At 46.9% G+C, this 13,938-nt stretch carries 9 protein-coding genes and 1 rRNA gene; 9 read left to right on the top strand and 1 reads right to left on the bottom strand.

Going from position 1 to position 13,938, the window contains the following annotated elements:
- The 6 genes from dnaA (at window position 1) to gyrB (ending at window position 6,428) form a co-directional block, all read left to right on the top strand.
- Window positions 1-1,347, top strand: a complete 1,347-nt coding sequence (gene dnaA, locus MKY66_RS00005) for a chromosomal replication initiator protein DnaA (RefSeq protein ID WP_062327668.1) — start codon at window positions 1-3, stop codon at window positions 1,345-1,347.
- A 220-nt stretch (window positions 1,348-1,567) separates the two neighbouring features.
- Window positions 1,568-2,710 (top strand): DNA polymerase III subunit beta, encoded by a 1,143-nt coding sequence (dnaN, locus tag MKY66_RS00010; protein WP_017691408.1) that lies wholly within the window; start codon window positions 1,568-1,570, stop codon window positions 2,708-2,710.
- Window positions 2,711-2,726: 16 nt separating this feature from the next.
- Window positions 2,727-2,942, top strand: coding sequence for a S4 domain-containing protein YaaA (gene yaaA, locus MKY66_RS00015; RefSeq protein WP_036611994.1), 216 nt, complete (start codon window positions 2,727-2,729; stop codon window positions 2,940-2,942).
- A gap of 57 nt (window positions 2,943-2,999) precedes the next feature.
- A complete protein-coding gene (gene recF / locus MKY66_RS00020) occupies window positions 3,000-4,112 on the top strand; it encodes a DNA replication/repair protein RecF (RefSeq protein WP_076216624.1) in 1,113 nt (370 codons plus the stop codon).
- 14 nt (window positions 4,113-4,126) lie between these two features.
- Window positions 4,127-4,375 (top strand): extracellular matrix/biofilm biosynthesis regulator RemA family protein, encoded by a 249-nt coding sequence (locus MKY66_RS00025; RefSeq protein ID WP_017691405.1) that lies wholly within the window; start codon window positions 4,127-4,129, stop codon window positions 4,373-4,375.
- A gap of 142 nt (window positions 4,376-4,517) precedes the next feature.
- Entirely contained in the window at window positions 4,518-6,428 is a 1,911-nt protein-coding gene (gene gyrB / locus MKY66_RS00030) for a DNA topoisomerase (ATP-hydrolyzing) subunit B (protein ID WP_076216622.1), read from the top strand.
- A gap of 94 nt (window positions 6,429-6,522) precedes the next feature.
- On the opposite strand, the gene MKY66_RS00035 is transcribed toward gyrB, so the two are convergent.
- The gene (locus MKY66_RS00035) at window positions 6,523-7,470 is read right to left on the bottom strand and encodes a YheC/YheD family protein (protein ID WP_076216620.1); all 948 of its coding nucleotides are present in this window, start codon (window positions 7,468-7,470) and stop codon (window positions 6,523-6,525) included.
- A gap of 426 nt (window positions 7,471-7,896) precedes the next feature.
- Here MKY66_RS00035 and gyrA point away from each other — a divergent pair, with 426 nt between their 5' ends.
- From gyrA to MKY66_RS00050, 3 genes are all read left to right on the top strand, one after another.
- Complete coding sequence (gyrA, locus tag MKY66_RS00040) at window positions 7,897-10,461, top strand: DNA gyrase subunit A (RefSeq protein ID WP_036612002.1); 2,565 nt, start codon at window positions 7,897-7,899, stop codon at window positions 10,459-10,461.
- Window positions 10,462-10,683: 222 nt separating this feature from the next.
- Window positions 10,684-11,802 carry an HD-GYP domain-containing protein gene (locus MKY66_RS00045; RefSeq protein WP_076216618.1) on the top strand — a complete coding sequence of 373 codons (1,119 nt, stop codon included), beginning with the start codon at window positions 10,684-10,686 and terminating at the stop codon, window positions 11,800-11,802.
- A gap of 466 nt (window positions 11,803-12,268) precedes the next feature.
- Window positions 12,269-13,821: ribosomal RNA gene (locus MKY66_RS00050) — 16S ribosomal RNA — on the top strand.
- The last annotated feature ends 117 nt before the right edge of the window (window positions 13,822-13,938 follow it).

The following is a 13,938-nucleotide window of genomic DNA, read 5'->3' on the forward strand; positions in this document are numbered from 1 at the left end:
GTGGACAGCCATACTTCTGATTTATGGCAGCAAATTTTATCAATCATACAAAACAAACTCAGCAAACCCAGCTTTGACACCTGGTTCAAAGCAACCAAAGCCACCAAGCTGAATGACCGTTCAATCGTCATTTCCGCACCAACCACGTTTGCCGTCGAATGGCTGGAGAGCCGTTACACCAAATTGGTTGGCTCGACGGTATACGAGCTGCTTGGCAAGCAAGTCGATGTGAAATTTGTCATCGAAGAGAACAAGCCTGTTGAACCGGATCCGCAACTGCCAGCACCAACGCCTACAGTTGTACAGGAAGAAGCGGTACTCAGCATGCTGAATCCGAAATATACGTTCGATACATTTGTCATCGGGCCGGGCAACCGTTTTGCCCATGCCGCATCGCTGGCGGTCGCTGAAGCGCCCGCCAAAGCTTACAACCCTCTCTTTCTGTATGGAGGGGTAGGTCTCGGTAAAACTCACTTGATGCATGCGATCGGACATTATGTTCTGGAGCATGATCCGGGCAGCAAAGTCGTTTATTTGTCGTCTGAGAAATTCACGAACGAATTCATTAACTCGATCCGTGACAACCGCGGGGAGAGCTTCCGTAACAAATACCGGAGCGTCGACATTTTGCTCATTGATGATATTCAGTTTTTGGCGGGAAAAGAATCAACACAAGAGGAATTTTTCCATACGTTTAATGCGCTGCATGAGGAACGGAAGCAGATCATCATCTCCAGCGACAGACCACCAAAGGAAATTCCGACACTGGAAGAACGGCTTCGTTCTCGCTTTGAATGGGGGTTAATTACGGATATCCAGCCTCCAGATTTGGAGACGAGGATTGCAATTTTGCGTAAAAAGGCACGTGCGGAAAACTTGGATATTCCGAATGAAGCGATGATGTACATTGCCAACCAGATTGACACCAACATTCGTGAACTGGAAGGCGCCCTGATTCGGGTCGTTGCTTATTCTTCACTGACTAATCAAGATGTAACCACTCATCTGGCAGCTGAAGCACTGAAGGATATTATTCCGTCCAGTCGTCCCAAAATGATCACTATTCATGACATCCAACAAAAGGTCGGCGAGTATTATAGCCTTAAGCTTGAAGATTTCAAAGCACGGAAACGGACCAAGGCAGTTGCTTTTCCAAGACAGATTGCCATGTATCTCTCTCGTGAACTGACAGACTTTTCTCTGCCCAAAATTGGGGAAGCATTCGGAGGACGAGATCACACCACTGTCATACATGCTCACGAAAAGATCTCCCAAGCGATTAAAAACGATCAGGATCTCTATAAAGTTATCAACAACTTAACCGAAAAAATTAAGAATCCAACCTGAACAAGTCCCAAGCCTATGCACAACGTATACACATGTGGATAGGCTTGGGTGTACGGGTTTATACCCACTTATCCACATATTCAGTGCCCCTATTACTATTATTACTAAAAAGATCTTAAAGATATCATCTCCAAAATAGCCATTTCGGAGCTTAGCCTTCGGCCTTTGAAACACACCTTTTAACACCCCAACACCCAAAAAATCAGCTAGGAGTGAAACCATGAAAATCAGCATAATGAAAAACTACTTAAACGATTCCATACAGCAAGTATCCAAAGCGATTTCAAGTCGTACAACAATTCCAATTCTGAGCGGTATCAAATTCGACGTGAATCATCAAGGTGTAACGTTGACAGCAAGTGACACCGATATATCCATTCAATCCTTCATCCCACTTGAAGATGGAGACAAAAGCGTAGTTCAGGTAGATCAACCCGGCAGTGTAGTTTTGCCAGCCAAGTTTTTCGTGGAGATTATCAAGAAGCTGCCATCACAGGAAGTGCACATGGAAGTCAAAGAGAACTTCAACACCTTTATCTCCGCAGGTGCTACCGAGATTCAACTGGTAGGTCTTGATCCGGAAGAATTCCCGGTACTTCCAAGCATCGAAGAAAACCAAACGGTCTCCATTCCAGGAGATTTGCTGAAAAATATGATCAAACAAACGGTCTTCTCCATTTCCACACATGAGACTACTCCAATCCTGACAGGTGTACTCTGGAGTTTGGGTGACAACGAATTGAAATTTGTGGCAACAGACCGTCACCGTCTTGCTACTCGATCAGCAATGCTGGATAATGCAGAAGGTATCCGCTTCAACAACGTGGTCATTTCCGGTAAAACGCTGAACGAGCTCAGCAAAATTGTTCCGGATCAAAATACCCTTGTGGATATCGTTGTTGCAGATAACCAGGTCCTGTTCAAAATCGACCGTGTATTGTTCTACTCTCGTATTCTGGACGGAACATATCCCGATACTTCTAGAATTATTCCAACGTCATACAAAACAGAACTTGTTTTAGATACAAAAAAATTAAGTGAATCCATTGACCGGGCTTATTTGCTGTCGCGTGAAGAGAAAACAAACATCGTGCGTATGCAAACGATGGATTCGGGATCGGTTGAAATTTCTTCAAGCTCTTCCGAGCTAGGTAAAGTAAGAGAAGAAATCGAACCTGCCGAGTTTACAGGAGATCCGTTAAAAATCTCGTTCAACTCCAAATACATGCTGGATGTGCTGAAAGTTGTTGAAAGTGAGCAGCTGATGATCGCTTTTACAGGAGTCATGAGTCCAATTATCTTGAAACCGCTGGATGACAGTCACAGCCTTTACGTGATATTGCCATATCGGACGACCAACTAACGAAAGGAAGATCACCGTGAACCAAGTTACGATTCGTACGGAATATATTAAGCTTGATCAATTTTTGAAACTGGCTGATTGCATCCCAACTGGAGGTATGGCCAAAGCTTTGCTTCAGGAAGGTCTTGTACGTGTGAATAAAGAGCCTGAGGAACGCCGGGGACGGAAGTTATACCCTGGGGATATCGTTGAGGTGGACGGAGAAGGTACATTCGAAGTTGCTGCAGAATAGGAAGACCAGTTCGATCCTGCTGCCTCCTGACGGACGGGATAAAAGGGAGGTTACCGCGTGTTTGTGAACAGCATTGATCTGCAGAATTTCCGCAATTATGAACATCTGAGACTGGATTCTTTTGGTCCCGTAAACTTGTTGATCGGGCAAAATGCCCAAGGCAAGACCAATCTTGCAGAGGCGATTTTTGTACTCGCACTCACCAAGAGTCACCGTACATCCCGTGACAAGGAGTTAATCCGTTTCGGTGAGGAACGTGCCAGACTTGCAGCAGAGGTCGACAAAAAGTATGGATCGGTCAAGCTTGAACTATCTTTGTCGCAACAAGGCAAAAAAGCAAAGATTAACGGCCTGGAGCAGCGCAAGTTAAGTGATTTTGTCGGAGCGCTCAATGTTGTGATGTTTGCACCGGAGGATCTGGAAATTGTAAAAGGCACACCGGGGGTCCGCCGCCGGTTTCTTGACATGGAGATCGGGCAGGTAGCACCAGGTTACCTGTATCACCTACAGCAATACCAAAAAGTGCTCGTCCAACGAAACAATTTGCTTAAGCAGTTATGGGGACAAGGGGCATCAGCCCAGACCATGCTTGAGGTGTGGAACGAACAACTGGTTGAGCATGGTGTTAAAATCGTCAAAAAAAGGAAACAATTCATAAAGAAACTGCAAAAGTGGGCAGAAACGATTCATCAGGGGATCACCGGAGGCGGAGAAGTCTTGCGGCTGGCCTACCTTCCTTCCTTCAGCGAAGCCGCTGAGGAAGATGAAGCTGTCTTAATGGACCAATTTATGATAAAATTATCACAAATGAAAGAGCAGGAGATTCGCCGAGGCACAACCCTTAGTGGGCCGCATCGGGATGACCTGTCCTTTTTCATTAACGATCGGGAAGTACAAACATATGGCTCGCAGGGGCAGCAGCGCACAACAGCGTTGTCCCTTAAACTTGCGGAAATTGAACTGATTCATGAAGAAATCGGAGAATATCCAGTTCTGTTGCTGGATGATGTTTTGTCCGAGCTGGATCCTTTTCGCCAGACGCAGCTGATCGAAACGTTCCAGAGCAAGGTGCAAACCTTTATTACGGCTACGGGGATCGAGAGCCTGAACGTTGACAAGCTCAAAGATGCCAGTATTTATCACGTTCATGCCGGACAGGTTGAACGCTAAGGAGTGAGGGGCTTATGTACATTCATCTGGGCGGTGAGAAGATCATCCGTTCTTCCGAATTGGTCGCTATTTTTGATATATCGATTGAAAAATCCTCAAAGATCTCCAAGCAGTATGTCACGCATGCCGAGCAGGAAAAAACAGTGGAACACATCGGTGAAGAGGAAGCGAAGTCCATTGTGGTTACCAAAAACATTGTGTACTACTCGCCTATTTCCTCAGCCACGCTGAAAAAGCGGGCTCACATTTTTCCTGATCTCTAGCGTTTGTGTCGCATAAGGTATGTCTTTTTCTGCTTGTTTTTATGTGGACATCTGGCTGAAATGAAGGACGTTGCCTATTTCAGCAAACATTATTAGTTAGCGCATATTTACGATATTGAATCTATAGAAGTAGGTGAAAGGCATGTCTATGAATCAACCGTCATATGATGCGAATGAAATTCAGGTCCTTGAAGGATTGGAAGCCGTACGGAAGCGTCCGGGGATGTATATCGGTTCCACCAGTTCCAAGGGCCTGCATCATCTGGTCTGGGAAGTAGTGGACAACAGTATTGACGAAGCGCTTGCAGGTTACTGTGACCACATTGAGGTCAGTATCCATGAAGACAATAGCGTGACTGTCGTCGATAACGGACGGGGTATTCCTGTCGGCGAACATACCAAAATGAAACGTCCTGCACTTGAGGTAGTTATGACTGTCCTCCATGCAGGGGGGAAATTTGGCGGCGGCGGATATAAAGTATCCGGTGGTTTGCATGGTGTTGGTGTGTCCGTTGTGAATGCACTCTCTGAAAAAGTGGTTGTAACGGTTAAACGTGAGGGACATATCTATCAACAGGAATATCGCCGTGGAGCTCCACAGTACGACCTGAAAGTGATCGGTACAACCGACGAAACAGGAACAACGGTTAGATTCCATCCGGACCCTGAAATTTTCACGGAAACAAGAGTTTATGAATATGACATCTTGCTGGCCCGTATTCGTGAGCTGGCGTTCCTGAACAAGGGTATTGGTCTTACACTGACGGATGAGCGTACAGGTGCAACCAACTCATTCCTGTATGAAGGCGGCATTATCGAATACGTCTCCTTCCTCAACCAGAAGCGCGAAGTACTGCATGAGAATCCAATTTACGTTGAAGGTTCCAGAGATAACATCCAGGTGGAAGTTGCTCTGCAATACAATGACAACTACACCGAGAATATCTATTCCTTCGCGAACAATATCAACACGCATGAGGGCGGAACGCATGAATCAGGTTTCAAGAGTGCCCTTACGCGGATTATCAATGACTACGCCCGTAAGGCGGGGGTAATCAAGGACAGCACGGGGAACCTTTCCGGGGATGACGTGCGTGAAGGCTTGACAGCTATTATTTCGGTCAAGATTCCGGAGCCGCAATTTGAAGGACAGACCAAGACCAAGCTGGGCAACAGCGAAGTGCGTGGGATTGTCGAATCCTTGTTTGCCGAGAAGCTGCAGGAGTTCCTGGAAGAGAACCCTTCCGTATCCCGTCGCATTTTGGAAAAAGGGCTGCAAGCAGCACGTGCGCGTGAAGCTGCCCGTAAAGCCCGTGAACTGACACGTCGTAAAGGTGCACTCGAAGTAAGCTCACTTCCAGGTAAACTGGCAGACTGTTCATCCAAGGATGCTTCAATCAGCGAATTGTACATCGTCGAAGGTGACTCTGCAGGCGGATCAGCGAAGCAAGGTCGGGATCGTCATTTCCAAGCGATTTTGCCGCTGCGTGGTAAGATTCTAAACGTGGAAAAAGCTCGTCTCGACCGCATCTTGGGTAATGCGGAGATTAGAGCAATTATTACGGCAATGGGTACAGGTATTGGTGATGACTTCGATATTGCCAAAGCCCGCTATCACAAAATTATTTTGATGACCGATGCCGACGTCGATGGTGCTCATATTCGGACACTATTGCTGACATTCCTGTATCGGTACATGCGTAAAATCATTGAGGCAGGTTATGTGTATATTGCACAGCCGCCATTGTTCAAGATTGAGCGTAACAAAGTGATTCGTTATGCCGGTTCCGAGAAAGAGCGCGATGAAATTATTGCAACGCTCGGGGAAAATGCGAAATTCAACGTTCAGCGTTACAAAGGTCTTGGCGAGATGAATGCCGGACAATTGTGGGAAACGACGATGGATCCGGAGAGCCGGACCATGATGCAAGTATCGATTAATGATGCCATCCTTGCTGATACCATGTTTGACACCCTGATGGGGGATAATGTTGAACCGCGTCGTGACTTTATCCAGGAAAATGCGAAATACGTGAAAAACCTCGACATTTAACACGTTCGAAGAGGCGCCTGAGAGGGCGCCTTTTTTTATATTAGAGAAGGTATGGAACAGATAAGGCGTATACTTAGACTTCCGTATCCCTTTGTTATCTGCGTACACGTTTTTTGGCAGACGAAGCCTGTGCTCTAGGGGATGGACGGGAGCTCTTACCCTTTTTGGAGGGCAAACGACCGTACGCAATCGCATAACGTTTGATCTTCCGGTATGCCTCCTTGTCCGGTAATAAGCCAAAGGCATAAATGCCTGGCAGTGTGTTGACTTCAAGGATCCAGGGACGCCCTGCTTCGTCTAGCGCAATATCAATACCGATCTCTTTGAGCCTTGGAAATGATGTTTGCAATTGCACAGCGGTATGAATACCTAAGCGGTACAGCTCAGTGCGAAGTTTTTTGAAGCCATCCTGGTGAAGATGGGGGAGTACGAGTTCTTCAAACGTAGCCAATCGCCCACCACCATGAATGTTAGTGATGATTTTGCCTGGGGCAGCAATACGTCCCAGAACACCTGTTGTTTCCCAGTTGTGTTGCAGATTTTTCTGAGTTAACACACGCAAGTCAAAAGGCAAATTTTCATGCTTCATCAGCGAGATTCCCTGTTGAATGATATATTCACGTTCCTGAATACGATCATTCAGTGCTCGTTCGAGTTCGTCCAGGGAATGAAATGATCTCTCCTCTGTACCGTATTGGAGTTGATATGTTGTTGTGAGATAGGTATCTCTGGAGATAACAGCACTTGCTTCGGGTTCATCAGGCAGGTTCCGATCATTGGTTTCTTCCGAAACCTCTGCATCTGTGGTGGAATCTTCGGAATTAACAACAGGTTCGTATAAACGGGTTGTTCTCACCCGCATAACGCCATTACCGTAAGTGCCACGGTCCGGTTTGATATAGTTGGACTCAAATAACTCAGTCATTCGTTCCAGAGTTTGACGGCTATATTTTCGGGTCACTGGGATATATTCATTCACAATGCGACTGCGTTGTAACACAGCTGTTTTGGCCCATTTGCTGGAGACGCGTTGGATACCCAAGATTCATCAGTCCTTTCATGTTTTGTTCAGTTCTAAAGAGGGACAGACACGGAGAAATCAAAGGACAAGAGACGATTTCAGTGGTATAATAGAGAAATATGGCGTTTTGTGCGATGAGCTGCACAATTTGCAGTTTGATCGTAGGACGGGAATGGCTTTAGCCTCGGTAGGCACAGTACATATGCCGTTTTTCTAGCATTGTATGTGCAATTGGGGAGGAAGGCAGGGCGTATCCCCAGACACGCGGAAGTTCCCGGAAGAAAGGCTATTGCCCAGCGGACGTTTAATTGTGTAACTTTTGTGAAAGTAATATAATAAAGAGTAGCGTTCTTGCGCGGTTTTAGCCTTGTTAGGCTTTTCACATATAATCAACTTTTTTGCATGACGGAATGGAACGTTTGTTGAAGGACAAGAAGGAGGTCCAGCATGGCGGAAGAAATGAACTCTCAGATTACAGATCGGGATATAGGCGTCGAGATGCGTGAATCGTTTATGGATTATGCGATGAGCATCATCGTTAGCCGTGCCTTACCTGACGTGCGTGATGGATTGAAGCCGGTTCACCGGCGTATCCTGTACGCGATGTCAGAGCTCGGCATGACACCCGATAAACCACATAAAAAATCAGCCAGAATCGTCGGCGAAGTTATCGGTAAGTATCACCCACACGGTGACTCTGCTGTTTACGAGACGATGGTACGGATGGCACAGGATTTCTCCCTGCGTTATATGCATGTAGATGGACATGGTAACTTTGGATCGGTCGATGGTGATATGGCAGCAGCCATGCGTTATACCGAAGCACGTTTGTCCAAGATTGCTATGGAAATGCTCAGAGATATCAACAAGGATACGATTGATTTCCAACCAAACTATGACGGAGAAGAACATGAGCCAATCGTTCTGCCTGCTCGTTTTCCTAACTTGCTTGTCAATGGGGTCGGCGGGATCGCGGTAGGTATGGCTACCAATATTCCTCCTCATAACCTGGGTGAGGTCATTGATGGTGTACAGGCCATGATTCAAAATCCGGACATTACATCCATGGAACTCATGGATTACATTCAAGGACCAGACTTCCCTACGTCCGGCTACATTTTGGGCCGTTCAGGCATTCGCCAGGCGTATCAGACCGGACGTGGTTCAGTAACGATGCGGGCCAAAACCAACATCGAAGAGAACAACAACAAGGCACGAATTATCGTTACAGAGTTGCCTTATCAGGTAAATAAGGCGAGACTTGTTGAGAAAATTGCCGAGTTGGTACGTGATAAAAAGATTGATGGTATTACTGACCTTCGTGATGAGTCTGACCGTAATGGTATGCGAGTTGTAATTGAGCTTCGCAGAGACGTGAATCCGGGGGTTGTCCTGAACAACCTGTACAAACATACATCCATGCAATCCACTTTCGGGATTAACATGCTTGCGATTGTTAATAAAGAACCTAAAATTCTGAACTTGCGTGAAGTGTTGTATCACTACCTGCAGCATCAGATTGAGGTTATTCGCAGACGTACGCAGTTTGAACTGAAAAAGGCTGAAGCTCGTGCACACATTCTAGAAGGTTTACGTATTGCGCTGGATCATATCGACGAGATTATTACGTTGATTCGTTCATCCAGTAATGCGGATGCAGCAAGAGAAGGTTTGATTGAGCGCTTCTCACTCAGTCATGATCAGGCTCAAGCTATTCTCGATATGCGTTTGCAACGACTCACAGGTCTGGAACGCGAACGTATTGAAAATGAATATAACGAACTGATGGTCAAAATCAGAGAGTATCGCGAAATTCTGGCCAATGAGCATCTGGTGCTTGAGATTATCAGTACGGAGCTGCAAGAGATCCGCGACCGCTTCAGCGATGATCGTCGTACAGAGATCACGGTAGGTGAAGAGAGCATTCTGGATGAGGACCTGATTCCACGTGAAGAGGTTATCATTACGATTACTCATACAGGCTACGTGAAACGTCTGCCGGTATCCACATACCGCAGCCAGAAACGTGGTGGACGTGGGGTCGTGGGTATGGATACGAAAGATACCGACTTTGTCGAGCATCTGTTTGTGACCAACTCCCACAATTACCTCATGTTCTTCACTGACAAAGGTAAAGTGTACCGTCTCAAAGCTTACGAGATTCCAGAGCTTGGACGTACCGCACGGGGAACGCCGATTATCAACCTGATCCAGATCGAGCAGGGCGAGTCGGTCAATGCCGTAATTCCGGTCCAGGAATTCGAAAGTGACAGATACTTGTTCTTTGCTACCCGCCAAGGGGTTGTGAAGAAGACGCCACTTGAGGATTACACCAATATCCGCAAAGGCGGCTTGATCGGTATTTCCTTACGTGATGATGACGTTCTGATCGATGTTAAGCTGACCGATGGATTGCAAGAGATCATCATGGGTACAGCTCACGGAATGTCTATTCGATTCTCGGAAGGTAACGTACGTTCCATGGGACGTAGCGCAACCGGGGTCAAAGGGATTACATTGGATGAACAGGATGCTGTTATCGGCATGGATGTAGTTGATAAAGAGCTTGATGTTCTGATCGTTACAGCCAAAGGTTACGGTAAACGTACACCTGTCAGTGATTATCGGATGCAGACTCGTGGCGGTAAAGGGATCAAGACTATTAATGTCACAGAGAAGAACGGCTCAGTAGTCAGCCTCAAAATGGTTAAAACCGAAGAGGATCTGATGATTATCACGTCCAGTGGTACGTTGATCCGGATGAGCATGGAAGGCATATCCACTATGGGTCGATACACGCAGGGTGTGAAGCTGATTCATATTCGTGACGAGGATTCAGTAGCTACAGTCAGCCGAATTGACAAAAATGAAGAGGAACCAGACGATGAGTCGCTTGAAGGCTTGGAAGGCGAGGAGTCCCAAGCTCCGGAAGTAAGCTTGGAAGAAGGCACCGTTTCTGACGCTGAGGTTAATGAAGTTGAGGGCGACGACGATTCCGGTTCGGAAGCATAAAATAGAATTTTATAAAGACTGATCTCTTTGAGATTGGAAGAAGATTGCGAGGGCTCCCACCGGGAGCCCTTTTGTCTGTATAAAGGAATCTCTTCTTTTATTCTTCCGAATCTGGGATGTACAGCCTGATTCCTGAGTAATATAATGGGAAATATCATGAAAAACCGGGACTATGGTCTTGTTTGTATTAACATAGAAGAACGATGAGTGAGGGGAATACACATGGGATTAATCACCCTGTCAGAAGTCAAACCAGGACTCAAACTTGGGAGTGATGTGCAAACACTTCGCGGCAACGTTCTGCTTCAGAAGGGAAAAGTCATTTTACCCAAGGATATGGAAGTGCTCAGAGCCTTTATGATTCAACAGGTAGATATTGAACAAGAAAGAATGGCGTCGAGTAGTACAGGAACCAAAGGTGCATCTGTGTCCGCAGGAAGTTCTGCGAATGACAACAATGGTGAACGGGCTGGGAAGACAGGAAACGTCACCACAGCTCCTGTAGTAACGTCTTTGCAGGATGAGTATGAGAAGATGGTCGGACTAACGAAAAATGCTTTCCTGTCCTCTCTGGCGGCTGAATTACCGGTCTATGAGTTACGTACACAGTTGGAGGCTGTGTTTGCACATCTCAAACAATATAATGTGCTTACCTTCAGTCCACGAGTAATGCAAGAACATGATTATGTATATCATCATGCCGTACTGAGTGCGATCACATCCTATCAACTGGCTCAATGGATCGATCTCCCCTCCAAGGATTGGATGCAAGTGGCTTTTGCAGGCTTGTTCCATGATATTGGTAACAACAAGGTAGATCCGCAGATTCTCCATAAACCATCCACGTTGACGGCTACAGAGCAGGAAGAGATTCGTCAGCATACGAAATATGGTTATCAGATCCTTAAACAGGCAAAGGCCATTAATGAGGGAGCCAGACTTGCAGCTTTGCAGCATCATGAAAAAGTGGATGGATCAGGCTACCCGTTGCAGCTTAGTGGGACTCAGATTCATATTTATGCCAAGATTGTAGCTATCGCTGATATTTTCCACGCCATGACGCTGGAGAAGATCTACCGCAAGGCACAGTCCCCATATCTAGTCCTGGAACAGATCCAAAGTGAGGCATTTGGGAAGTTGGACCCTGCAATCGTAAGTGTATTTGTTCAACGGTCGACCCAGATCCATAATGGCATCCGAGTAAAACTCAGCAATAACCAGATTGGAGAGATCGTATTCTCTGATCGAGATCATCCTACACGGCCTATGGTGTCAGTAGAAGGAAACATCATTAACCTGATGCAGCAACGGCAGCTTCACATCCAAGAGGTTATCGGGTAACAGTAGATATTACAGTGACTTGATGAGAGGGCCTTTCTTTTATAGAGAGGCTCTTTACGTGAGATAAATGTGCAAATGTAGAAAAACCAGAAAGATTATAGAAAGATATATAATTAATCAAAAAAAGACTTGCATTCAATATCTGTACATGGTATATTCTAATTCCGGCCAAGAAAACACGGTTTACACGGTGCGGCAAGCGAATGAAATAAGCTTCGAAAGAAACTTGAAAAAAGAGCTTGCAAAGTTGGTTCGGATGTGATAAGATATAAAAGTTGCTGAAGAGAACGACATTTGGTAACAAAATAAGTTTGATCTTTGAAAACTGAACAACGAGTGAGTAAACATTCTGCTTGCAGAATGAACGCGAAAGTTGAAAACAAGCCTTGGCTTGGATCGACTGGAGCACAAATGAGATTTTTAATCTCGTCAGATTCAAAATGAGCTTATCGCTCTTTTCAATACTTTATTGGAGAGTTTGATCCTGGCTCAGGACGAACGCTGGCGGCATGCCTAATACATGCAAGTCGAGCGGAGTTGATAGGAAGCTTGCTTCCTTGATACTTAGCGGCGGACGGGTGAGTAACACGTAGGCAACCTGCCCTCAAGTTTGGGACAACTACCGGAAACGGTAGCTAATACCGAATAGTTGTTTTCTTCGCCTGAAGAAAACTGGAAAGACGGAGCAATCTGTCACTTGGGGATGGGCCTGCGGCGCATTAGCTAGTTGGTGAGGTAACGGCTCACCAAGGCGACGATGCGTAGCCGACCTGAGAGGGTGATCGGCCACACTGGGACTGAGACACGGCCCAGACTCCTACGGGAGGCAGCAGTAGGGAATCTTCCGCAATGGGCGAAAGCCTGACGGAGCAATGCCGCGTGAGTGATGAAGGTTTTCGGATCGTAAAGCTCTGTTGCCAGGGAAGAACGCTTGGGAGAGTAACTGCTCTCAAGGTGACGGTACCTGAGAAGAAAGCCCCGGCTAACTACGTGCCAGCAGCCGCGGTAATACGTAGGGGGCAAGCGTTGTCCGGAATTATTGGGCGTAAAGCGCGCGCAGGCGGTCATTTAAGTCTGGTGTTTAATCCCGGGGCTCAACCCCGGATCGCACTGGAAACTGGGTGACTTGAGTGCAGAAGAGGAGAGTGGAATTCCACGTGTAGCGGTGAAATGCGTAGATATGTGGAGGAACACCAGTGGCGAAGGCGACTCTCTGGGCTGTAACTGACGCTGAGGCGCGAAAGCGTGGGGAGCAAACAGGATTAGATACCCTGGTAGTCCACGCCGTAAACGATGAGTGCTAGGTGTTAGGGGTTTCGATACCCTTGGTGCCGAAGTTAACACATTAAGCACTCCGCCTGGGGAGTACGGTCGCAAGACTGAAACTCAAAGGAATTGACGGGGACCCGCACAAGCAGTGGAGTATGTGGTTTAATTCGAAGCAACGCGAAGAACCTTACCAGGTCTTGACATCCCTCTGATCGGTACAGAGATGTATCTTTCCTTCGGGACAGAGGAGACAGGTGGTGCATGGTTGTCGTCAGCTCGTGTCGTGAGATGTTGGGTTAAGTCCCGCAACGAGCGCAACCCTTATATTTAGTTGCCAGCACTTCGGGTGGGCACTCTAGATAGACTGCCGGTGACAAACCGGAGGAAGGTGGGGATGACGTCAAATCATCATGCCCCTTATGACCTGGGCTACACACGTACTACAATGGCCGGTACAACGGGCTGCGAAATCGCGAGATGGAGCCAATCCCAACAAAGCCGGTCTCAGTTCGGATTGCAGGCTGCAACTCGCCTGCATGAAGTCGGAATTGCTAGTAATCGCGGATCAGCATGCCGCGGTGAATACGTTCCCGGGTCTTGTACACACCGCCCGTCACACCACGAGAGTTTATAACACCCGAAGTCGGTGGGGTAACCGCAAGGAGCCAGCCGCCGAAGGTGGGATAGATGATTGGGGTGAAGTCGTAACAAGGTAGCCGTATCGGAAGGTGCGGCTGGATCACCTCCTTTCTATGGAGAATCGTTTCCCGAGTGGAAACATTCAAAACTGCAGCTTAGCTGCAAAACACTCACTCGTTGTTCGGTTTTGAGAGCTCAAACTCTCAAAACAGCTTGCTTTTGCATGGA

Source organism: Paenibacillus sp. FSL R5-0766, assembly GCF_037971845.1.
Classification (GTDB): Bacteria; Bacillota; Bacilli; order Paenibacillales; family Paenibacillaceae; genus Paenibacillus.

Excerpts from the sequence above, each read along its gene's own strand:
- dnaN (WP_017691408.1), top strand. The coding sequence starts at position 1,568 with ATGAAAATCAGCATAATGAAAAACTACTTAAACGATTCCATACAGCAA.
- MKY66_RS00025 (WP_017691405.1), top strand. The coding sequence starts at position 4,127 with ATGTACATTCATCTGGGCGGTGAGAAGATCATCCGTTCTTCCGAATTG.
- gyrB (WP_076216622.1), top strand. The coding sequence starts at position 4,518 with ATGTCTATGAATCAACCGTCATATGATGCGAATGAAATTCAGGTCCTT.
- gyrA (WP_036612002.1), top strand. The coding sequence starts at position 7,897 with ATGGCGGAAGAAATGAACTCTCAGATTACAGATCGGGATATAGGCGTC.
- MKY66_RS00045 (WP_076216618.1), top strand. The coding sequence starts at position 10,684 with ATGGGATTAATCACCCTGTCAGAAGTCAAACCAGGACTCAAACTTGGG.